Annotated in this window: 20 protein-coding genes; 15 read left to right on the top strand and 5 right to left on the bottom strand. The window is 46.6% G+C overall.

Annotation, left to right across the window (positions count from 1 at the left end; genetic code table 11):
* Nucleotides 1-74: 74 nt before the first annotated feature.
* The gene (locus ACTXGK_RS23315; protein ID WP_443516152.1) at nucleotides 75-521 is read right to left on the bottom strand and encodes a DUF2798 domain-containing protein; all 447 of its coding nucleotides are present in this window, start codon (nucleotides 519-521) and stop codon (nucleotides 75-77) included.
* A 284-nt stretch (nucleotides 522-805) separates the two neighbouring features.
* Between ACTXGK_RS23315 and ACTXGK_RS23310 the strand changes: the two genes are divergently transcribed.
* From ACTXGK_RS23310 to ACTXGK_RS23290, 5 genes are all read left to right on the top strand, one after another.
* A complete protein-coding gene (locus ACTXGK_RS23310) occupies nucleotides 806-2,365 on the top strand; it encodes an ABC transporter substrate-binding protein (protein WP_443516153.1) in 1,560 nt (519 codons plus the stop codon).
* A 68-nt stretch (nucleotides 2,366-2,433) separates the two neighbouring features.
* Entirely contained in the window at nucleotides 2,434-3,372 is a 939-nt protein-coding gene (locus tag ACTXGK_RS23305) for an ABC transporter permease (protein WP_443516155.1), read from the top strand.
* An 84-nt stretch (nucleotides 3,373-3,456) separates the two neighbouring features.
* On the top strand, nucleotides 3,457-4,260 hold the full coding sequence (locus ACTXGK_RS23300) for an ABC transporter permease (protein ID WP_443516157.1): 804 nt from the start codon (nucleotides 3,457-3,459) through the stop codon (nucleotides 4,258-4,260).
* Nucleotides 4,257-5,732: an ABC transporter ATP-binding protein gene (locus ACTXGK_RS23295; RefSeq protein ID WP_443516159.1), complete on the top strand. Its 1,476-nt coding sequence runs from the start codon at nucleotides 4,257-4,259 to the stop codon at nucleotides 5,730-5,732. The genes ACTXGK_RS23300 and ACTXGK_RS23295 overlap by 4 nt, the downstream gene beginning before the upstream one ends.
* A 242-nt stretch (nucleotides 5,733-5,974) precedes the next feature.
* Complete coding sequence (locus ACTXGK_RS23290) at nucleotides 5,975-7,039, top strand: 2,3-butanediol dehydrogenase (RefSeq protein ID WP_443516161.1); 1,065 nt, start codon at nucleotides 5,975-5,977, stop codon at nucleotides 7,037-7,039.
* Nucleotides 7,040-7,171: 132 nt separating this feature from the next.
* Here ACTXGK_RS23290 and ACTXGK_RS23285 read toward each other — a convergent pair whose 3' ends face one another.
* A complete protein-coding gene (locus ACTXGK_RS23285) occupies nucleotides 7,172-7,561 on the bottom strand; it encodes a tautomerase family protein (protein ID WP_193013502.1) in 390 nt (129 codons plus the stop codon).
* A 187-nt stretch (nucleotides 7,562-7,748) separates the two neighbouring features.
* On the bottom strand, nucleotides 7,749-8,675 hold the full coding sequence (locus ACTXGK_RS23280) for a DMT family transporter (protein WP_443516163.1): 927 nt from the start codon (nucleotides 8,673-8,675) through the stop codon (nucleotides 7,749-7,751).
* A gap of 295 nt (nucleotides 8,676-8,970) precedes the next feature.
* On the opposite strand from ACTXGK_RS23280, the gene ACTXGK_RS23275 reads away from it, so the two are divergent.
* Both ACTXGK_RS23275 and ACTXGK_RS23270 read left to right on the top strand, forming a co-directional pair.
* On the top strand, nucleotides 8,971-10,371 hold the full coding sequence (locus ACTXGK_RS23275) for an aminotransferase-like domain-containing protein (RefSeq protein ID WP_443516165.1): 1,401 nt from the start codon (nucleotides 8,971-8,973) through the stop codon (nucleotides 10,369-10,371).
* A gap of 106 nt (nucleotides 10,372-10,477) precedes the next feature.
* A complete protein-coding gene (locus tag ACTXGK_RS23270; RefSeq protein WP_443516167.1) occupies nucleotides 10,478-10,981 on the top strand; it encodes a hypothetical protein in 504 nt (167 codons plus the stop codon).
* A 26-nt stretch (nucleotides 10,982-11,007) separates the two neighbouring features.
* Here ACTXGK_RS23270 and ACTXGK_RS23265 read toward each other — a convergent pair whose 3' ends face one another.
* Entirely contained in the window at nucleotides 11,008-12,003 is a 996-nt protein-coding gene (locus ACTXGK_RS23265; RefSeq protein ID WP_443516169.1) for a phosphatase PAP2 family protein, read from the bottom strand.
* Nucleotides 12,004-12,387: 384 nt separating this feature from the next.
* On the opposite strand from ACTXGK_RS23265, the gene ampC reads away from it, so the two are divergent.
* A complete protein-coding gene (ampC, locus tag ACTXGK_RS23260; RefSeq protein WP_443516171.1) occupies nucleotides 12,388-13,608 on the top strand; it encodes a class C beta-lactamase in 1,221 nt (406 codons plus the stop codon).
* 118 nt (nucleotides 13,609-13,726) lie between these two features.
* Here ampC and ACTXGK_RS23255 read toward each other — a convergent pair whose 3' ends face one another.
* Nucleotides 13,727-14,587 (bottom strand): hypothetical protein, encoded by an 861-nt coding sequence (locus ACTXGK_RS23255; RefSeq protein ID WP_443516173.1) that lies wholly within the window; start codon nucleotides 14,585-14,587, stop codon nucleotides 13,727-13,729.
* Nucleotides 14,588-14,837: 250 nt separating this feature from the next.
* Here ACTXGK_RS23255 and ACTXGK_RS23250 point away from each other — a divergent pair, with 250 nt between their 5' ends.
* From ACTXGK_RS23250 to ACTXGK_RS23220, 7 genes are all read left to right on the top strand, one after another.
* The gene (locus tag ACTXGK_RS23250) at nucleotides 14,838-15,629 is read left to right on the top strand and encodes a putative hydro-lyase (RefSeq protein ID WP_443516175.1); all 792 of its coding nucleotides are present in this window, start codon (nucleotides 14,838-14,840) and stop codon (nucleotides 15,627-15,629) included.
* A gap of 77 nt (nucleotides 15,630-15,706) precedes the next feature.
* Entirely contained in the window at nucleotides 15,707-16,216 is a 510-nt protein-coding gene (gene accB / locus ACTXGK_RS23245) for an acetyl-CoA carboxylase biotin carboxyl carrier protein (RefSeq protein ID WP_443516177.1), read from the top strand.
* Between the two features lie 60 nt (nucleotides 16,217-16,276).
* Nucleotides 16,277-17,623 (top strand): acetyl-CoA carboxylase biotin carboxylase subunit, encoded by a 1,347-nt coding sequence (gene accC / locus ACTXGK_RS23240; RefSeq protein ID WP_443516179.1) that lies wholly within the window; start codon nucleotides 16,277-16,279, stop codon nucleotides 17,621-17,623.
* Between the two features lie 70 nt (nucleotides 17,624-17,693).
* A complete protein-coding gene (gene pxpB / locus ACTXGK_RS23235; RefSeq protein WP_443516181.1) occupies nucleotides 17,694-18,347 on the top strand; it encodes a 5-oxoprolinase subunit PxpB in 654 nt (217 codons plus the stop codon).
* 37 nt (nucleotides 18,348-18,384) lie between these two features.
* Nucleotides 18,385-19,308 (top strand): 5-oxoprolinase subunit C family protein, encoded by a 924-nt coding sequence (locus ACTXGK_RS23230; RefSeq protein WP_443516183.1) that lies wholly within the window; start codon nucleotides 18,385-18,387, stop codon nucleotides 19,306-19,308.
* Nucleotides 19,298-20,032: a 5-oxoprolinase subunit PxpA gene (gene pxpA / locus ACTXGK_RS23225; protein ID WP_443516185.1), complete on the top strand. Its 735-nt coding sequence runs from the start codon at nucleotides 19,298-19,300 to the stop codon at nucleotides 20,030-20,032. The genes ACTXGK_RS23230 and pxpA overlap by 11 nt, the downstream gene beginning before the upstream one ends.
* 72 nt (nucleotides 20,033-20,104) lie before the next feature.
* Nucleotides 20,105-21,292, top strand: a complete 1,188-nt coding sequence (locus ACTXGK_RS23220) for an NRAMP family divalent metal transporter (RefSeq protein WP_443516186.1) — start codon at nucleotides 20,105-20,107, stop codon at nucleotides 21,290-21,292.
* The last annotated feature ends 12 nt before the right edge of the window (nucleotides 21,293-21,304 follow it).

Below are 21,304 nucleotides of genomic sequence, written 5' to 3'. Positions count from 1 at the left end.
GTCTGAGCCATTCGCTCAGACCTTTTTTGTTTTATCGATCGCTCTTTTATGAATTCGTTATTTTTATTCTACAATTATTTTGCCCAAAAAAGCTCAAGTTTGGGTTTGATGATTAACGAAAGAATAATGGAAAAGAAAATACCAATCGGTAGGGCGGTCAATAAACTGGCAATCCACATAGAAAGAAAGTGATGCCAATCAGAGAAGTCACTGAGATTAATCGTGGTAACCATGGCCATGATTGACTCCATGATGACTGCTATGCACAGACCAAAAATGACATTCATCTGCACGGTGGAAATATCTGGCAATACCGCCCGTAATATTTTATTGATTAGCATGGCGATCACGCCACCGATAGGTGCAATGCAGATGACGCAAAGCGCAAAAGAGCTCAGCCAAGCCCGCAGAAAATTATACCCAAAACCAAGATTATTCCAAGTCATGACAAAGGTTAGTGTTCCACCGATAACCGCTACTATACTAAAAATGATCAATATTTTTTTGGAATTTTTGAGCATTTACTTATCCATATTAAATAATTTAAACGCAGTATAGCCATATATTTTTGCGAAAGGCAGTCTTGTTCTTTTGGTTTTTTTCTGTACAAAGCGATGAATTTACTCGATATTTTGATAAAAATTATGATGCGTAAGCAATGTATTTTTATAAGGGTAGTGCTGTTTTGAACTCATAAAATGACATAAGCATTAGTACTTAACCTTAGTAGAAAAAGGTTTACCTTTAATACCTTTCGTTATAACATAACGTTTTTTTTGAAATGTTATACTATAACGGAAGATATATGAAAAAAATTGGCTTGATTTCGGTATTGGTGGTGCTAGCAGGGCTGGCATGGTATGTCATTGCTGGTGCGCAAACAGCGGGCAATAACGCGACGAATACAGCGGCAAACGATGACAGTCAGCAGGAGCTAATCGTGGTGACGCCGTGGGAGCTGACCTCTATGGATCCCAGTAAGTCAGGGTTTATTTTTCAGCGTTTGCAGATTGCTGAAACGCTGGTCGATGCCAAACAAAATGCTGAGCTGCAACCTATGCTGGCACAAAGTTGGTCGGCCAATGACAAAGGGGATGTATGGACGTTTGTGTTGCGTGATGGCGTGAAATTCCATGACGGCTCGCCCTTGACAGCGGATGCTGTGGTAAAAAGCCTGCAGGTCGCGCTCAGCAAACCCACCGCTCTAGAGTCGGCTGCAATCTCAGACATCAAAGCCATTGATGACAAAACAGTTGAGATCAGCCTAGAGCGACCGCTGATGTCTTTTCCTGCTTATCTGGCGCATGCGACCAGTATCATTTTGGCCAGCTCATCGTTTGATGAGAATAATGAGGTTACTCAGCTTATCGGTACAGGGCCATACTATGTCACCAAATTTGAGCCACCACAAAAAATCGAGCAAAAAGCCTTTGCCGACTACTGGGGCGAAAAAGCCAAGATCCAAGACATTACTTACTTAGCCAATAGTCGCAGCGAAACGCGCACTTTGCTGGCACAGAGCAAACCCAATTACCTCGTATTTACCTTAGATTCAGCCAGTCTCACCCGCCTACAGCAGGACCCCAATCTACAAGTTCAGTCGAAGTCATTGGCGCGTACTATCGAATACAAAGTCAATGCGGATCATCCGCTATTCCGCGATGTACGCGTGCGCCAAGCACTCAGTGATGCCATCGACAGACAAGCCATTGCTCAATCTGTGATGCATGCTGATGATGCCGCCGCCGCGCAAATTTTGCCGCCGATTTTCAAAGACTGGCAAATCAACACCCCAAACCAGCAGCCTGACCCTAAGGCCATCAAGCAGCGCCTATTAGATGCAGGCTTTACTGAAGGTAGTGATGGCATGCTCCAAAAAGACGGCAAACCCTTCAAGTTTACTTTACGCACATTCTCAGACCGTCCTGAGCTGCCCATTATCGCCACCGCCTTGCAAGCGCAGTGGAAAAAACTCGGCGTCGACGTCGACGTGTCCGTGGGTAATTTCTCAGAAATTCCCTCAGGTCATCAAGATGGCACGCTTGAGATGGGACTCTATGCGCGTAACTACGGCATGACCCCTGATCCAATCGGCTCACTGGTCGAAGATTTTGACCCAAAAGGCAGCGATTGGGGCGTGATGAATTGGCGCAATGCGGCGCTTAATGATTTGTTATCAACGCTTGAAACGACCAAGGACAGTGATGCGGCGACCAAACAACGCGTCTCACAGATCATCTTTGATGAGCGTCCTGTTGTACCTGTGGTGTACTACCAACAAAATGCCGCTGCGCATAAGTCACTAAAAGGCTTAGAGATTGATGGTTTGGAGCGCAACTTTTATTTAAACAAGTTGTCTTGGTAAGTCGTCTTACCGTCATTTGCGCGATAACCCCAATGCGTTATAACCCTAAAAAATTGTAATGGATAACTATGCTTAAATATATTGCTCATCGGGTGCTGCAGCTGCTCTTGGTGGTCTGGTCGGTTGGTACGCTGACTTTTGTGTTGACCCGCAGCTTACCCGGTGATATGGCGTACCGTATTGCCGCCAGTCGCTACGGCTATGACCAAACGGACGCTGCCGCTGCGGCACTGGTGCGCTCAGAGCTTGGTTTGGATCAACCGTGGTGGCAAAGCTATTTTGATTGGTTGCTGGATTTGGTGCAGTTTAACCTTGGGCATTCTTTGGTTAGTGGCGAGTCAGTATGGGCGGAGATTGCGCATCAGTTTGGGCATACACTGTCCCTCGCGCTGGCGGCATTGGCGATATCGGTTTTTATTGGGCCACCGCTGGGTTTGCTGGCGGCGCAGCGCCCCAATGGGATGTTTGATCGCCTGACGTTGGTCACCAGTACGGTACTGCGCTCTGTGCCGATCTTTATCATTGGTATTGCGCTCATCACGCTACTTGCGGTGCAAATAAAATGGCTGCCTGCCGCTGGTTATGGCACGCCGCAGCATTATATTTTGCCAGCATTGACCTTGGCGATTGGGCTGTCTGCGGTGTCGATTCGCGTGAGTCGCCATGCGATGGTACAGGTACAAACGTCAGAATATTATGATTTTGCCAAGCTCAAAGGATTAAATAAATGGACGGCGTTTTGTCGGCATGGGCTGCGTAATGTGGCCATTCCGATTTTAGCCTATCACTCAGTCCAGCTGGTGTATCTGGTCGAGGGGGTGGTGATTGTCGAGAGTTTGTTTGCGTGGCCGGGCAGTGGTCACGCGTTGGTACACGCCATCGTCGCGCGTGATGTGCCGATGATACAAGGCACCGCGCTGATTATGGGCGGGATGTTTGTGGTGCTCAACATGGTGGTGGATTTGCTCAGTGGGTTGATTGATCCGCGCATTGATTTGGCACGTTGATCATGAGTGCCAAGCCATTATCACCACTGCGATATCACACATGCAGTGCGTACCAACGCAGCCCACATGAGGAATTTTGATTTTATGACTATTTATAGCGGGGCCAACGCCCTCCAACCGATACAAAAATTTGGCGGCCTGTTACTTATCTTGTTACTGGTATTTGCCTTTTTGCAGCCGCTGTACTATCCGGTAGATGCCAACGTGCAAGAGTTGGGCGATGCGCTACAGTCTGCCAGTGTCAGCCACTGGTTTGGTACTGATCACTTTGGGCGCGATATGCTGGCACGGGTCTCTTCAGCCATTCGGTTGTCGTTTTTATTGATTGTTTTATCAGTCGGCTTTGCGCTGTTTTTTGGACTACTGATGGGCGTGCTTAGCGGCTATTTTGGCGGCTGGGTGGACAAGGTTTGTACCTTTTTATGTGACATTATCATGGCGCTACCGGGGCTATTGTTCGTATTGCTGTTTGCAGCGATTGCACCGAACACCTTTTGGTCGCTGTATCTGGGTATCTCTTTGGTGCTGTGGGTGGAGTTTTTTCGCATGGTACGTGCCATGACTCAAACCATTGCCAGCAGCCGAGAGATTGAAGCGTCACGCTTGATGGGGATGGATTTTTTCTATTGCTTTAAACGACACTTTTTGCCCAAGATTTTACCCGTTGTCGCCACTCTAAGTGCTTTTGCAGCGGGTAACGCGGTACTTGCACTTGCCACGCTAGGCTTTATTAATGTTGGGTTGCGTCCACCGACCGCCGAGCTGGGCCTGATGATGACGGAGCTGTTTCCGTATTATTATCAAGCGCCGTTTATTTTTCTTCAGCCCATTATTGCCGTTTTTATTTTGGTACTAAGCCTACAATTACTCTCAGGAAAAATAAAATGACCGCTCTACAAACTGCACAGCAAACCGCAACAACGCCGCCCGACTCAAATCTAGCAACAAATAGACTGGTAACAACCGACGAATTGGCTGTTTTTACCAAGTCGGGGCTAAGCTTGGTCCAGCCGATTAGTGTCACCTTATATAAAGGTCAAAATTTGACCATTTTGGGCGAAACAGGATCGGGTAAAAGCCTGTTGGCACAAGCCATTATGGGCGCGCTGCCTGACGAGCTGGTCAGTCGCGGTGATATTTTGATCGAAAACCAAGCATTGAGCAAGCCGCAGCTGCGTGCCTACTGGGGACGCCGTATGGCGATGCTGCCGCAAGAGCCAAGCCGTTCGCTAAATCCTACGATGGATGTGCTCAGTCAAGTGTGGGAGAGCTTGTATTTTGTCGCCAAGCAAGACAGCAAGGTCAGTAAGCAATTGGCACAAGAGAAAATAGAGACACTAGGGCTAGGCAAATTTGCCAATTACTATCCGCACGAGCTGTCAGGTGGCATGGCGCAGCGCGCGTCTTTTGCGATTGCCACCTCGGGCGGCGCCTACATTGTCATCGCTGATGAGCCGACCAAAGGCCTAGATGAGATTAACAAACAAGCCGTGATTAATCTGCTAAGAAACGTCACCCGCGATGGCGGCACACTACTGACCATCACCCATGATATCGATGTGGCAAGGTCACTGAGCGTGGGTGTTGATGATCGCATCATGGTGATGAAAAAAGGCAAACTGCTTGAGCAAGGTCATGGCGAACAGGTACTCAATCAACCGACATCAGACTATGCCAAACAACTCATCGCTGCTGCCCCTGATAATTGGCCCGCAAAAAATAGCGCCGTCATCGCAGAACAGCCCTTATTGACCGTCAAAGACGTGAGCTTGGCGCGTGGTACACGGGTGTTGTTTGAGGGGTTGAGTTTTAACCTCAAGCGCGCTGAGGTGCTTGGCGTGATTGGTGGCAGCGGCATTGGCAAAAGCTCATTAGGAGACGCGCTCTGTGGCCTGTTAAAACCAGCTAGCGGTGCTATCACATGGCAGACCAAACCCAAGCGCCATCAAGTGCTCAAACTGTATCAAGATCCGCCTGCTGCTTTTGCATCACATGTACCACTGCAAACTTTGCTTAATGATGTCATCCGCAAGCATCGGTTAGATGCCAACCGTGTGCCTGAGTTATTAGAAAAGTTAAAGCTGGATAAACGGATTCTTGAACGTAACGCGCTCAATGTCTCGGGCGGGGAATTACAGCGGGTAGCTATTTTGCGCGCGCTACTTTTCAATCCTGTGTTGTTGTTCGCCGATGAAGTCACCTCTAGGCTCGATCCCATTACCCAAAAAGAAACGCTTGATTTACTGGTGGCGCAGTGCCAAGCGCAGCATTGCACGCTGGTGATGGTCAGTCACGATCATCACATCATGCGCCATTACTGTCATCAAGTGATTGATTTGGAGGATTTTGCCAAGTTGTAATGGCTGTTAAAAAATAAGCAACTGTTGATATTTTTTATAAAAGACGAGTTGGTTTCATTGTTTTAACGTCCGTTCCTAACGATATCAATAGGTTGGCTGGGCGTATGTAGTAGCGTTACTTTCGCTTAACAACTGCATACGTGGCCATCGTTGACAGCCCAACTTTAATCTGGGCATGATGATAGCGAGTAACTCTCATTGCAGCATATTAACCACGACTAGACTTATCAAAGGAGTATGATATGAAAGCGGCACGTTTTTATGACAAAGGTGATATCCGTATTGAAGACATCCCAGAGCCTACTGTTGAGGCGGGTACGGTCGGTATCGACGTGGCATGGTGCGGTATTTGCGGCACGGACTTGCATGAGTTTATGGAAGGGCCTATTTTTATCCCGCCATGTGGTCACCCGCATCCCATCTCAGGCGAGTCCGCACCCATTACCATGGGGCACGAGTTCTCGGGCGTGGTCTACGAAGTGGGGGAGGGTGTCGATGATATTGAGGTCGGGCAGCACGTAGTGGTTGAGCCGTATATCATCGCTGATGATGTCTCTACCGCGGAAGGGGAGAACTATCATTTATCAGAAAATATGAATTTTATCGGTCTGGGCGGACGTGGGGGCGGTTTGTCCGAAAAAATCGCGGTCAAGCGTCGCTGGGTACATCCCATCTCTAATGATATTCCACTAGACCAAGCAGCCCTCATTGAGCCTTTATCGGTGGGCTATCATGCCTTTGTACGCAGTGGTGCAAAAGAAGGGGATGTGGCATTGGTCGGCGGCGGCGGTCCCATTGGTCTATTGCTATCCTCAGTGCTCAAAGCCAAAGGCCTGACGGTTATCTTGACCGAGCTGAGTGCCAAGCGTAAAGAAAAAGCCGAAAACAGCGGCGTGGCTGACTATGTCTTGGATCCTACCGAAGTCGATTTAAAGGAAGAGGTGATGAAAATCACTGATGATCGCGGCGTAGACGTGGCGTTTGAGTGTACCAGTGTCAACGCGATGCTGGACTCATTGGTTGAGCTGACCAAACCTGCTGGCGTGGTGGTGATTGTCTCTATCTGGAGCCATCCTGCAGAAATTAGCGTCCACAGCGTGGTAATGAAAGAGTTGGATATTCGCGGCACCATTGGCTATGTCAACAACCATAAAGACACCATTAAGTTGGTCGAAGATGGTTTGGTCGATCTTGAGCCATTTATTACGCAGCGCATCAAATTAGATGATTTGATTTCAGAAGGGTTTGAAACGCTGATTCACAACAATGAATCTGCGGTAAAAATCATCGTGAATCCAAATTTATAAGGGATATGTTTGATTAAAATTGGCTTTGTAAAGTGATAGCCAATGATAAGAAAAAAGCGCCATCTTATTAGAATGGCGCTTTTTTATGGGTTTTTGACTGTATATACTGTGATGACAAAATCGAAATCGGCTCTACAATTTACCGTTCAGATATTGGATTTCACCATAGCCAAAACTCCAATCCACATCAGTATTGGTCATAAAAGAGATGAACAAGTCTTTTGGGTCGAGCGCGCAATGCGTCTGGAGCTTGTCTGCCATCAACTCACAAAATTTCTTTTTCATCACCGTTGCGCGCGGACTGGTAAATACTTGAATGACAATGGCGGCTTCTGTGCGCTCAAATCCCAAACCCGTATCGAGCAAAATCATACGTCCAGGCTTATGCTCGGTGACGATTTGATATCGGTCTCGCTCAGGCACTTCAAACGCGCTCACGACACAGTCTTGCACCGTATCCATTAATATTTTAAGCTCGTCGTCGCTGCGACCTTCAGTCACGTCTATTCGTACTAGTGGCATGTTTTTATCCTTATATAATTATAATTATGGCAAATCGTCATCGACGCCCAGTGCGCTCATGCGATGATAATAGTCGCAGCTATCATCATCGATAGCTGCTTTGGCTTCAGTGATATTCTCGTAATTATTTTTTGACATTCATTGCTGGACGGTCAATATTCAGCTTTTTATTAACTAAAAACGTCTGTCATTGAGAAGTATTTCTTGATGCGGTCATTGCTGCTGGCGATATCGAGAACTTTTTAGCGGCCACCACGCATAGCAGCGCCCCTAATGTGCTCATGACCATACCCAAATCAACCGTTTCATGTAGCAAAAAAGCCGCCAGTATCAATCCCAAAAACGGCTGCAACAGTTGCAACTGACCGACAGCCGCAATACCGCCCAATGCCAAACCGCGATACCAAAAGACAAAACCAATAAACATACTAAAAAACGACACATAAAGTAGGCCGAGCCAAGCGGTCGCGCTGGCACTCAGTACGTCTACAGGTGTGGTCAAATATGCGATAGGTAACATCATTGGTAAGGATATGACCAGCGCCCAGCTGATCACTTGCCATCCGCCAAGGGTTCGAGACAGCCGTGCGCCTTCGGCATAACCGACAGCGCAGGTGATGACCGCACCCAGCATCCACAGCGCCCCCAGTATTGACATTTCACCGCTATGAGCAGCCGCATAGCCTGCGATACACAGGCTACCAAGCAAGGCAAATAGCCAAAACAAAGCAGATGGGCGCTCACCACCGCGCAGCACTGCAAACATTGCAGTAAATAGCGGCAATACTCCCACAAACACAATGGCTTGTGCAGAGGTAATATACTGCAACGCTTGTGCGCTCAGTAGTGGAAAGCCAACCACCACGCCAAGTGCAACCACGATCAGTGCAGGCAGATTGTCTTTGGTGGGTCGCCGCTGTTTGCACAGCAGCAATATAGCGCCGCCAAGCAAGGCAGCAAGCGTGGCTCGTACAGCTGTCAAAAACACAGGGTCAAAACCCATGACGGCAAGTTTGGTCGCGGGTAGCGAACCTGCAAAAATCATCACACCCATAAGGCCGCTGATCCAGCCTTGTGTGGTCGTTGCCTGTGTTACTTGTGCTGTTTTTATCATTATCATTCTGCCTTGTCAGTGAGGTGTCAGCTACGCTTTGTGCCGCTTGGCTGTTAGACCATTACAACAAAAGCAGACGATGCCCACCACGTACAGTCCAGTACAATAAATCCGAACTGTTTGGTCACTTGTACTCATACAGTTTTAGATACTTTTGTCTGATAAGCGAACATATAGTTTGAATCAGCACCGTTTTGATGCGATGATTTGTGGGGATGCGTGCTACGATAATTGAGTAATACTCATAAATAGTATGGTCAATACGGTTAGAAAGAATAATAAGGATAAACCTCTAATGAGTCGTCAAATGACCCGCATTGAGATGGTCATGGCTGATGTCAAAGCCAAAATCGCCACAGTCACTTATGCTTCAGGTAGTCGCTTACCCTCCGTGCGCGCAGCGGCATCAAGCATGGGGTTTTCGCCGTCGACCATCGTGACCGCCTATGAGCGACTAGAAGCTGAGGGCGTGATTTATGCGCGTGCAGGGTCGGGGTTTTATGTTGCTGAGGTCTCAAAACCGCGCGCTTTAGCGGCTGTAGGACCGAACTTGGATCGCGAAGTCGATCCGCTGTGGGTCTCTCGCCAGTCACTTGAGACACCAAATGATGCCCTAAAACCAGGCTGCGGCTGGCTACCAGCAGATTGGCTTTATGAGGCGGGTATACGCCGAGGATTACGCCGTGTTGCTCGCGGTGATGTGGCGATGATCAGTGACTACGCCACGCCGCTTGGGTTGCCTGAGCTACGTCAGTTGTTGGTCCGGCGAATGGTAGGTTTGGGTATTGAAGCCAAACCTGCACAGGTGATGCTGACGGAGTCGGGTACACAGGCAATCGATTTGATTTGCCGTTTATTGCTGAGTGCAGGTGATACCGTCTTCGTTGACGATCCTTGTTATTTTAACTTTCATGCGCTGTTGCGCGCGCATCAGGTGACAGTAATCGGTGTGCCTTTTAATCAAGATGGCCCTGATACGGCTGCCTTTGAGCATCTACTACACATCCATCAGCCACGCCTATATATCACCAACGCTGCGATACACAATCCGACAGGTGCCACGCTGACACCTGCGAGCGCCTATCAGGTGCTGCAATTGGCGCAAGCGGCTGGCACATATATCATTGAAGATGATATTTTTGCAGACTTTGAAACCACGCCTGCGCCGAGATTGGCCGCGCTGGATGGTTTGTCGGCGGTGTTTTATATTGGTAGCTTTTCAAAAACGCTTTCAGCTTCATTGCGCTGCGGTTATATTGCCGCGCCTCCGGACTATACCGAGCCGTTACTGGATTTAAAAATCGCCACAGGCTTTGGTGGTGGTCAACTGGCGGCAGCGGTAATACTGTCTGCGCTGAGTGACAGCGGCTATCATAAGCACATGAATGCGCTATATCATCGTCTGGCGCTGATGCGAGCGCAAGTGATTCGGCGTTTGGCAGCCGTGGGTATTACGCCGTGGCTCGTGCCGCAAGCAGGGATGTTTCTTTGGTGCTGTCTGCCTGAGAGTCAAAGCGCCTCGGCACTGGCCAATCACTGTATGACACACGGTATTGTGCTTGCCCCTGGCAGTGTCTTTAGTCAAGCAGACGACGCTGATCGCTTTATGCGCTTTAATGTGGCACAGTCGACTGATCCGCGCATCTTTGAGGTATTGGGGCAAGCACTGTCTATGGAGCATTTTAGTAATGCTTAGCCAGCTTTTGCCAATCTCAGAGCCCGTTACTAAATGAATTTAGTAAAACTTACTACTCGAGAGTTATTATGTTCATCTGTTCCAAAATCTACATTATGAGGTAAGTTTGAAATTTAAAGAATTAATGAATCTGCGCGCTGATCAGGCAGGAAACATAGACATTGATGAGCTAATCCTAAGTTTGCCGAATACACCAATGGATGTTTTAGAGCAGTTTTATCGAGATCATGGACGTAATGATCAGTTTCAAGCACAATACGCTGAGTTAGATATTCACAACCTAAACTGGGAGCTTGTCGATCTCACGTTTGATGAAATGTCACTTGCTACAGTTTTTCCTAGTTTTCAAAAATGGGTACATGCCTGTTATAAGAAGTCTTGTAGAGTATCTATAGATTTAGAATGGAAGCTAATTGGGCATACAAAACAGACTGTAATGTATTGGGAAAATAATTACACATGGAAAAGGTCACCAATATTCCTTGAATTGAACTGTAAGTTACATTTAGTCGAAGGGCACTCAAGATTTGGTTGCTTGAAAGGACTTGTAAGTAATGGTTTAATTCCTAATTATAGAACTCATAAGATATGGTTAGCAAAGCACTTCTAGCATATTAAGAAAAGCCTGCTTTACTACTACCCAAGCAACGGAAACTGATAAATAGTAGCGTATACAAAGGTCGCAATCAGCACAGCGACGACACTGAACCACACCATATATCGCTGAGGCGCTGACCATACGATACGCCAATCGATTTTACCTCGGGCGGTCAGCCATTCCATCATACTAATGGCAATCGTCAGCCATAACGTCCCCACCAAAAACCCACCCATCACATCGCTCAGATAATGCTCATTGAGTACGATTCGGCTTAACCCTATGAACAGGCATAATAAAACCGCGAGCGATAATATCCGCACTTGTCGAATAAAGCTTTGGCTAAAACGAATCGCCATATAAGCAAGAAATCCATAGAGCGCAATACTAATAGTCGCATGACCGCTGGGAAAAGAGTACGTGTGTTCTATCAGCAAAATATCAATCGGTCGCGACCGCTGAAAAGCCATCTTGCTCAAAAATGTAAAAGCGGTACTACCGATGGTTGAGAGTAGCAGACCGACCAAAATATAAGGCTGGCGCACGACCGCGCAGAGGATTGCCGTCAGCAGAATGATCAAGCAAGTAATCGGTGTAGAGCCCAAACTGGTGATAAAAACAAAGGCAGGTACGATGCTCGAATCTTGTAACACGCTCATATGTTGCGACACAAACAGATCGGTGGTCACAATAGAGTCCGCGTTCACCACATCTTCGACCAAGCCTGCAAACAGCGCCAAAATATATATATTCAAAAGTGTCAAAATGGTGAGAATCAGACCAGAAAAATGACCACGAGCAAAGCGCTTGGTAATAAATCCAAACATTGCTGGGTATTTTTGCTGTAGACGTATCATTAGTGGTAGGCGTGCGATATGTTGGCGCAGCCAAAAATCGACACGAGAAATTAATCCCAATATCCGCTTACCATAGCGAATCATGAGGTGCTGTATCAGCCATAACAGCGCTATCGTCAAAATAAGCACCATGCCTAAGCTGATGAGCTGAGGGTGTTGTTCAATGAGCGCAATCATGGATAGCTTATTCCTTTATCGTGGCTGATATGGCACTAAATAATGCGCTTATCATCGTGTCTACTATGTCGGTTGGATGGGTGCAGTGATCGAGACTATAGATGACATGTTTGATAACGTCTAGTCTGAATAATCGGCTGATACTGTAGCAGACCACGCGCTCATTGCTGTCTGATTTTCTTTACGGTGTGTCGTTATTTGAGAGTTTTGCACCATTTATTACTGTTTTTGCGTAAGTACTAATAAGTACTAACGTAAATACTAAGAGGACATTGGCGCTAAAAACATAAAGTGTAAAAAACAAGGTGATAAATGACCATAAAAGCTGCTACCTTTAGTAGCCAACCTTTTCACAATTAAACAGACGGCATTAATAAATTACTTATGAACGCATTTACATCAACACTGACTGCTCAAAAACCATCTATGCAAAAACCGCTCCTTGGCCTAACGCTGAGCGTATTGCTATCGACAGTACTGATATCTGAACCAGCGCAAGCCGCCAGTGCTAATGATCGCTTAGCGCAAGAAGTGGATAAGCAAGCCAAACAGTTAATGAGCCAATACCAGATCCCCGGTATGGCATTTGGAATCATCATCGATGGTAAATCACATTTTTATAACTATGGCTTGTCTGACAAGCAGCGCAACCAGCCTGTATCAGAGCACACAATTTTTGAGCTGGGTTCTGTGAGCAAGACCTTTGCGGCCACTCTGGCCAGTTATTCAGAATTAAATGGTACCTTGTCACTTGATGATACCGCAGACAAGTACATTCCCTACCTAAAAAACAGTGCTATTGGTAATACAAAGCTCATCAGCTTGGGTACGTATAGCGCAGGCGGATTGCCATTACAGGTGCCTGAAAAAATTGAGAGTAATAAGGAGCTGCTACAATATTATAAATCTTGGCAACCTAAGTTTCCTATCGACTCAACCCGTCTGTATTCCAATGCCAGTATCGGACTGTTCGGCCATCTCTCTGCCCTGAGTATGAGTGATGACTATACTAAGCTCATAGAAAACACCGTGTTGCCATCGCTTAAGATGACCAATACCTTTGTCAATGTCCCTGCGGATAAAATGAAGGATTATGCCTTTGGTTATAACAAGGCAGGCGAGCCAATCAAGGTTAACCCCGGTATGCTAGATGCAGAAGCGTACGGCATCAAATCTACCAGTGCTGATATGACACGCTTCATGGCGGCGAATATGAGGCTGGTAACGGTAGATACTCAGATGCAGCAAGCACTTGAGAACAATAGAAAAGGCTATTATCAAACCAAATACTTTACGCAAGGGCTGGCTTGGGAGATGTATTCGTTACCGACGACGCTGCAGATGCTGTTAGATGGCAATTCAACAGAAACTATCTTGCAACCTCAACCCATAGCGCTAAATGAGCCACCAACGCCTGTGCTGAATGATGTGTGGGTCAATAAAACTGGGTCAACGAATGGCTTTGGGGCTTATGTTGCGTATGTACCTGCGAAAAAAACAGGCATTGTCATTTTGGCAAATAAGAACTATCCCAATACAGAGCGAGTCAAGGCAGCATATACGATATTAGACCGTGCGCTGAACGGTGAAGCGTTGAATGAGTGATTTATAGTCATCACATTAGGTAGCGTTATAGCAGACAAAGAACCCGATAAGGATGGATACTTATCGGGTTCTTTATGTTTAGGGCGTAATACTTAGTTCTAGGTTTAAAGTCCAGTTTTTAGGAGCAGCCTTCGACCAAATAAATCGCTTCTGGAATGCCGATATCAATACTTTCTACGTCACCTTGTAATACACGCTTATTTTCTACCGTCCATTCAGTCTCGCTAATGGTGTTATTACTGAGCTTTTGACCGCCTTTGATATGATATTCAACTTGAATGGGTAAGGTATCATTGGCGTTATTGAGCTTAATATTCTCCTTTTTTAAGAGTGCGCCCGCATCTGCGTCGCCAGTCACGATAAAGTTGACATTTGCAATTAGGTTATAAAAGTCACCATCCACCGCATATTTATCAACCTCGTAAGTAAGACTGTCATCATGCGCGCTCATCACCGCTGTTACCGCATCACCGACATGAACGCCCGTATAAAACGGCGTTTTTGGATCTCGAATCGTAATCAGTGCTACTTTGCCATCTATCACTTGGTACAGGACAGAAGCACGTTTGCCATAAGCTTGATCCATATAATACTGTTTTGGATCGCTTACATAGTAGCATTGCTCATTGTCACTCTCTTGTTTAGTCAGCCCTAAATCCGCCAAAAGCGTGGGGGTAACTACTTGCCCAAAGCCCAGTTTTTGATAGCCTGACGGACTCACCATTTGGTCATCAGGCGGGCTTGTATCGGCAGTGATAGACTCTTTGTCTATTGTGGTTTCATTATTATCAGCAGTAATAGGCGCGGATGTATCCGTCTGTGAGGCTGCTGTATTCTTATCCATTTGTGCTGTATTGTCATCAGTAGTTGAGGATTGTGAGTCACAGCTGGTGAGTAGTGATACGCCACCTATCAGACAGGCAGAAAACAATAGCGATTTCATTTTTGTAGATAACAAGGGCTTATGAGAGTCAAACATGGTCATGCTCCTAAAGGTCGCCGATATATATGAGATGGCTTTCATATAACGGCTCTCATATATCGCACGCTGTCATTATTAAGCGGTCACTAATATTGTAGTGGTTAACGCATGACTCAGCACGATATAAAGCGTGGTGTTTTTTGTAACAGTTTGAAGCCAGATCAATCACATCAATTTATATTTGTTAGGATGCTTTTATTAGACAATCGCTTACTATTTTTAGTATGACGCATAAAAAGGAACAACCATGCCAGACATAGGGAACTTGTCGCCAAAAGAAGTCAGGGCGCTGATCAGAAATAACAAAATAGACAAACCTACCTCTGGCATGTGCAAAGGTCACATACAAGCGAACTTGGTCATCGTGCCCAAAGATTTGGCCTATGACTTTTTGTTATTTGCACAGCGCAATCCCAAGCCTTGCCCTGTGTTAGACGTCACCGATATTGGCAGTGCTGAGCCAAAGCTGATGGCTAAAGGGGCTGATCTCAGAACTGATCTATCGAGGTATAGAATATACCAGCATGGTGAGCTGGTAGATGAAGTATCAGACTTAACAGACTATTGGCGCGACGATCTGGTGTGTTTCCTTTTAGGCTGTAGCTTCTCTTTTGAGACGGCTATGTTGAGTGCCTCCATCCCCATCAGACACATCGAAGACAATCACAATGTACCGATGTACATCACTAACATTGATACCGTCCCTGCTGGAAAACTTCACGGAAAAATGGTGGTCAGTATGAGACCAATACCTTATCCGTTAATCACTAAGGCAGTGCAAGCCACCTCACGTTTTCCGCAAGTACATGGCGCACCCATTCATATCGGTGATCCTAGCCTCATCGGTATCAAAGACATCAGTTCTCCAGACTTTGGCGAGCCGTCCACTATAAAAGCAGGCGAAGTGCCTGTATTTTGGGCGTGCGGTGTCACGCCGCAGAGCATCGCCATGACCAGTCGCCCTGAGCTGATGATTACTCATGCACCGGGATATATGTTTATTTGCGACCCCAGAGATGAAGAATTAGCAGTCTTATAAACCATTATATTTATTTTGATTTTACGCCAGTTGTTTCAAGCCAACTTTTTATAAAAACTAAAGGAATAGTGTCCAATATGAAGATCAATTTTGATGATTTAGAGAAGCTGATAAAAATCGCAGAAAACGCTGATATACAGTCGCTAGAGGTCACTGATGGTGACGCGCGCATCACGATTGTTTGTCAAGCTGGGCAGCAACACACAAGCCAGCCAACCATAAATACGTCCAATACAGACAAGACGGCGCTTACATCCAATGATGAGCGCCATCATGTCAATGAGGCACGCCAAGTAAGCAAGGCGAATGCAGAAAATCAGCCTGAAGCAGCCGATACCGCAAAAAATAGTGATATATCAGCGCCGATGTTAGGCACGTTTTATCGTCGTTCTGAGCCTGACGCTGATGAGTTTGTCAGCATAGGCGATCAGGTCGAAGTCGGGCAGACGCTTTGTATCATTGAAGCCATGAAAATGATGCATGAGGTCAAAGCGGAGACGTCATGCGTGATTAAAGACATTCTGATTGAGGAAGGGGATATCGTCGAATATGGTCAGGCTTTGTTCGTCACTGAACCTGTAAGCTAGCCTAGAAACTAACTAGCAGTGGTTTAATAAATATCTGATTTATCTTTTTTAGGAAAATATATGTTCTCCAAAATATTAATCGCCAATCGTGGCGAGATTGCATTACGTATCATTCGGGCTTGCAAACAGTTAGGTATTAGATCAGTCATCGTGTATTCAGAAGCAGATAAAGACTCACTGCCGATACGTTTGGCGGATGAAAAGATCTGTATTGGTCCTGCCAATGCCGCAAAAAGCTATCTAAACCAAAGAGCGATTGTCTCAGCGGCCAAAATGACACAGGCAGATGCCATTCACCCCGGTTATGGGTTTTTGTCAGAAAATGCAGACTTTGCAGCATTGGTGGAAGCATCAGGCATTCAGTTTATTGGCCCAACCGCTGACAACATACGCACCATGGGGGATAAGGTCGCGGCCAAAGTGCAAATGGTTGCGGCTGGCGTGCCTTGTGTGCCCGGCTCTGAGGGTGCGCTGCCAACAGACTCTGATGCGGTCATACAGATTGCCGCCGATGTTGGCTATCCAGTCATTATCAAAGCCGCAAGCGGTGGCGGTGGTCGCGGGATGCGTGTCGTTGAAAAAGAAGCCGATCTGTTATCCGCCATCTCCTTGACCCAGACCGAGGCCAAAGCCAACTTTGGCAGCGCTGTGGTCTATCTCGAAAAATACTTACAACATCCGCGCCATATCGAAATACAAGTGCTGTCTGATACGCATGGTCATGCCATCTATCTGGGCGAGCGTGACTGCTCGATGCAGCGCCGCCATCAAAAGGTCATTGAAGAAGCACCCGCACCTGGGATTACCGACGAGCAACGGCAACAGATAGGCGAGGCTTGTGCCACGGCTTGCCAGCAGATGGGTTATAGAGGGGCGGGGACGTTTGAGTTTTTGTACGAAAACGGCGAATTTTTCTTTATTGAGATGAATACGCGCGTGCAAGTGGAGCATACCATCACTGAGATGGTGACAGGCGTTGATATCGTCCGTGAGCAAATACGCATTGCTGCAGGGCTGCCGCTGGCGCATGAGCAAACAGATATCAGTATCAACGGTCACGCCTTTGAATGCCGCATCAATGCTGAAAACCCAAAGACCTTTTTACCTAACGCAGGCCACATCAACTATTGTCATCTGCCTGCAGGCTTTGGCGTCAGAGTGGACAGTCATATCGAGTCCAATTATACCGTGCCACCCACTTATGACAGCTTGATTGCCAAAATATGTGTACAGGATGAGTCGCGCGCGCAAGCAATCACCAAGATGCAAGGGGTATTATCGGAAGCGCAGATCACGGGTATTGATACCAATATTGATTTGCATCAGCGTCTGTTTGCCGATAAAGGGTTCTGTGACGGTCAAATGAGTATTCATTATTTAGAAAAATGGATCAAAGAAAATATATAAAACAGATATAAACGCCAAGTTATCAAGATAATAGCCAGAACACATAATAAAAACCATGGAGCGTACAAGGATGACCCTACAATGGCAAATCGGCAGTGAAACCAACCTTGTGTTGTTTTTCCCCAAACCAATCACGCTTGATAAGCAAAAAAAATGTTGGGCGTTGGCGGATATTATTGAAACCATGCCTGAGGTGTTAGAAGTCATTATCGGTATGAATACGCTTAGTGTGTTTAGTCACCCGCTAGCATGTGATGAGTTTAAAGCGCTACAAAACAAATTGACCGCTCTGCTTGAGGAGATGCCTGAGAAAACCATCGACGGTAAGCATGTCGAGATACCCGTACATTATGGCGGCAAATATGGCCCTGATTTAGCAGCGATGGCAGCGTCGCTTGAGATGTCTATTGATGCTGTAGTCGATCTGCACACCAGCGCTATTTACACCGTTTATTTTATTGGTTTTCAGCCTGGTTTTCCTTACCTTGGCGGCTTGTCTGAGTCGCTACATTTCCCAAGACATACTAACCCAAGGACGCACGTGCCTGCAGGATCAGTCGGTATTGGTGGCGAGCAAACAGGTATTTATCCTTTTGCCTCCCCAGGTGGCTGGCAATTATTAGGTCAGACAGACACTGCATTATTTGACTTGACCAAAGATTCGCCAACCTTACTCAGTGCTGGTGATACCTTGTGCTTTACCGCAATAGATATCTATGAATAACAAGACAAACCAGAAGATCAATCAATAGGCGGCATCAATGAAGATTTTAACAGCCACTGCTATGGCCAGTATTCAGGACCTAGGTCGTTTTGGTTATCGTAGTATGGGCGTGGGTAGAAGTGGCGCAATGGATCACTGGGCGCTGCAAGCAGGTAACGCTTTGCTAAAAAATGAGCGTGACGAGCCGGCAATTGAGCTGGCGATGGGTGAGTTGACCATACAGTTTGAAGCAGACGTCAGCTTTTGTCTCACAGGCGCGCTTTATGAGGCATATTTGGATAACAAGCGTATACCCAGTTATTGGCGCATCAATGCGAAAGCGGGGCAAATCCTCAAGCTACTACGTCCGATAGAGGGCATGTATGCGTATCTTTGCGTGCATGGTGGATTTGATATTGCGTCTATATTGCAATCGGGTAGTACCAATTTAAAAGCTGGTTTCGGCGGCTTTAACGGTAGGTACTTACAAGCGGATGACAGGTTAAAGGTAAAAGCACCGTCAAGTTTGTCCATCATCGGTGTGGCTCCTCTTGCACCAGCCAATACTATTCGTGTGATTAAAAGTAGCGAGTATGATTGCTTTACACCAGCTGCGCAGACGGCTTTTGTCTCCCAGCCATGGCAGCTACAGACCAGCAGTAACCGTATGGGTTATCGCTTGGCAGGTGAGTTATCCCTTGAGTTAACAGAGCCCAACGAGATGAGTTCGCACGGTGTCGATATGGGTATGATTCAAGTGCCGCCGCAAGGTCAGCCGATTGTACTGATGGCAGACGGGCAAACCACGGGTGGTTATCCTAAAATTGCTACCGTTATCGATGCAGATATCGGATTGATGGCACAAATAAGGTTTGGTAAAACCTGTCAATTTACCCTCGTAGATCGCAGGCAGGCGCACCGAGCGCGCCAAAACCGACAACATTATATCGATCAGATACAGGAGTATGGTTATGAACATTGATTTGAATGCAGACGTTGCCGAAGGCTGCGGGCAAGATGATAAGTTGCTAACTATCGTCAGCTCTGCCAATGTTTGCTGTGGTCTACATGCAGGCTCTTATGCGGAGATGATCGCGACCTTGCAATTGGCAAAACAAAATAATGTCAGAGTCGGGGCACACCCAGGACTTGATGATAGAGAAAACTTTGGTCGCACCAATCAGTCTTTGGGCGAAGAGAAATATCGGGCATTGATGGCCTATCAGCTTGGTGCAACCAAGGCGCTCTGTGATCTGGTCGGTGTGTCATTAGATTATGTCAAACCGCATGGTGCTTTATATAATCAAGCGGCTGTTGATGAGTCGCTCGCTGATATTTTGGTCAGTGAGATCAAGCGCTTTGATCCCAATTTAAAAGTCATGGGGCTGTCAGGCGGTCATCTGGTTGCTGCTGCCAAACGTCAGGGACTGGTGTCGATATCTGAGGTATTCGCGGACAGAAACTACGAAAAAGATGGCTCATTGGTCTCGCGTAGCAAAGACAATGCGCTGATCACCGATACCCAAGCGGCCATTGACCATGTGTTGCAGATGATTACCCAAGGGACGGTGACCAGTGTCTGCGGTGAGGTGGTGCCCGTTGAGGCAGAGAGTATCTGTCTGCATGGCGATGGCGCGCACGCCATTTTATTTGCTGAAGAGATCAAAGAACAATTAGAACGAAAGGGTATTACGATATCCGCATAATAATCATTTGACGGATAACTGTTTGAACGTTAATGACTCAAATTTGTTGTCTCGTTTCACACAAGGATGTTTATGAGTACCTTAAAAAAGCACAATACCGCCATTTTGGGCGCGGCCTTTTTGATGGCCACTTCAGCGGTTGGGCCGGGTTTTTTAACCCAAACCGCTACTTTTACCGAAAGTTTAATGGCAAGCTTTGGCTTTGTTATTTTAATATCAATCATTATGGATATCGGCGTCCAGCTTAATGTCTGGCGCGTGGTTGCCGTATCCAAAAAACGCGCGCAGGAAATCGCCAATTTGGTGTTTCCTGGGGTCGGTTATCTACTCGCCTTTTTGATCATTGCAGGTGGTCTTGCTTTTAATATTGGCAACATTGGCGGCGCAGGTCTCGGCATGCAGTCGATGTTTAATATCTCACCCATCACGGGCGCATTAATCAGTGGTGTGATAGCCGTCGCGATATTTTTGGGCCGAGAGACAGGGCCTTTAATGGATAAATTTGCTCAGCTCATGGGCTTTATCTTAATTGTCTTAATCATCTATGTGGTGTTCAAATCAGACCCACCTTTGGCAGAAGCGGCGACCAAAACCATCATGCCGGACAAAATAGATGCGGTAGCCATCGTGACCTTGGTCGGTGGTACGGTCGGCGGATATATCACTTTTTCTGGCGCACACCGCTTGCTAGAGGCTGGCGTGACAGGTGAGGAAAATCTAAGCTCAGTGACCAAAAGCTCAGTCACGGGCATTTTGGTCGCCTCAGTGATTCGGGTGTTTTTGTTCCTCGCCGTGTTGGGCGTGGTATCACAAGGCCTAACTTTAGATCCGTCAAACCCAGCGATGTCGCCTTTTGAGCATATCTTAGGTAATGTGGGTAAAGTGATCTTTGGTATTGTTATTTGGGCGGCATCTGTGACCTCGGTCATTGGCGCGGCTTACACCTCAGTGTCATTTATGACCAATTTCCATCCCTTTATCGAAACCTATAAGCGCTATTTTATTATCGGTTTTATCGTCATCTCAACGCTTGTTTTTGCCACCATTGGTAAGCCCGCTCAAGTGCTGGTACTGGTCGGTACATTGAATGGCTTGGTCTTGCCTATTGCGATGGTGATTATTCTGATTGCCGCTTATCGAAAAAACATCGTTGGAGATTATAAACATCCTGTCTGGATTGCGGCCTTTGGTTGGCTGATTGCCATTGCGATGAGTATCCTGAGTATCATGACGATTGCTAAATATCTTGGGCTAAGCTAAAAAATGGTTAAT

This window comes from Psychrobacter sp. T6-5 (assembly GCF_052258485.2).
Classification (GTDB): domain Bacteria; phylum Pseudomonadota; class Gammaproteobacteria; order Pseudomonadales; family Moraxellaceae; genus Psychrobacter.
Note: the sequence above shows the minus strand (reverse complement) of the source record. Positions and strands in the feature narration are given on the sequence as shown.

Excerpts from the sequence above, each read along its gene's own strand:
- ACTXGK_RS23315 (WP_443516152.1), bottom strand. The coding sequence starts at position 521 with ATGCTCAAAAATTCCAAAAAAATATTGATCATTTTTAGTATAGTAGCG.
- ACTXGK_RS23310 (WP_443516153.1), top strand. The coding sequence starts at position 806 with ATGAAAAAAATTGGCTTGATTTCGGTATTGGTGGTGCTAGCAGGGCTG.
- ACTXGK_RS23305 (WP_443516155.1), top strand. The coding sequence starts at position 2,434 with ATGCTTAAATATATTGCTCATCGGGTGCTGCAGCTGCTCTTGGTGGTC.
- ACTXGK_RS23300 (WP_443516157.1), top strand. The coding sequence starts at position 3,457 with ATGACTATTTATAGCGGGGCCAACGCCCTCCAACCGATACAAAAATTT.
- ACTXGK_RS23295 (WP_443516159.1), top strand. The coding sequence starts at position 4,257 with ATGACCGCTCTACAAACTGCACAGCAAACCGCAACAACGCCGCCCGAC.
- ACTXGK_RS23290 (WP_443516161.1), top strand. The coding sequence starts at position 5,975 with ATGAAAGCGGCACGTTTTTATGACAAAGGTGATATCCGTATTGAAGAC.
- ACTXGK_RS23285 (WP_193013502.1), bottom strand. The coding sequence starts at position 7,561 with ATGCCACTAGTACGAATAGACGTGACTGAAGGTCGCAGCGACGACGAG.
- ACTXGK_RS23280 (WP_443516163.1), bottom strand. The coding sequence starts at position 8,675 with ATGATAAAAACAGCACAAGTAACACAGGCAACGACCACACAAGGCTGG.
- ACTXGK_RS23275 (WP_443516165.1), top strand. The coding sequence starts at position 8,971 with ATGAGTCGTCAAATGACCCGCATTGAGATGGTCATGGCTGATGTCAAA.
- ACTXGK_RS23265 (WP_443516169.1), bottom strand. The coding sequence starts at position 12,003 with ATGATTGCGCTCATTGAACAACACCCTCAGCTCATCAGCTTAGGCATG.
- ampC (WP_443516171.1), top strand. The coding sequence starts at position 12,388 with ATGAACGCATTTACATCAACACTGACTGCTCAAAAACCATCTATGCAA.
- ACTXGK_RS23255 (WP_443516173.1), bottom strand. The coding sequence starts at position 14,587 with ATGTTTGACTCTCATAAGCCCTTGTTATCTACAAAAATGAAATCGCTA.
- ACTXGK_RS23250 (WP_443516175.1), top strand. The coding sequence starts at position 14,838 with ATGCCAGACATAGGGAACTTGTCGCCAAAAGAAGTCAGGGCGCTGATC.
- accB (WP_443516177.1), top strand. The coding sequence starts at position 15,707 with ATGAAGATCAATTTTGATGATTTAGAGAAGCTGATAAAAATCGCAGAA.
- accC (WP_443516179.1), top strand. The coding sequence starts at position 16,277 with ATGTTCTCCAAAATATTAATCGCCAATCGTGGCGAGATTGCATTACGT.
- pxpB (WP_443516181.1), top strand. The coding sequence starts at position 17,694 with ATGACCCTACAATGGCAAATCGGCAGTGAAACCAACCTTGTGTTGTTT.
- ACTXGK_RS23230 (WP_443516183.1), top strand. The coding sequence starts at position 18,385 with ATGAAGATTTTAACAGCCACTGCTATGGCCAGTATTCAGGACCTAGGT.
- pxpA (WP_443516185.1), top strand. The coding sequence starts at position 19,298 with ATGAACATTGATTTGAATGCAGACGTTGCCGAAGGCTGCGGGCAAGAT.
- ACTXGK_RS23220 (WP_443516186.1), top strand. The coding sequence starts at position 20,105 with ATGAGTACCTTAAAAAAGCACAATACCGCCATTTTGGGCGCGGCCTTT.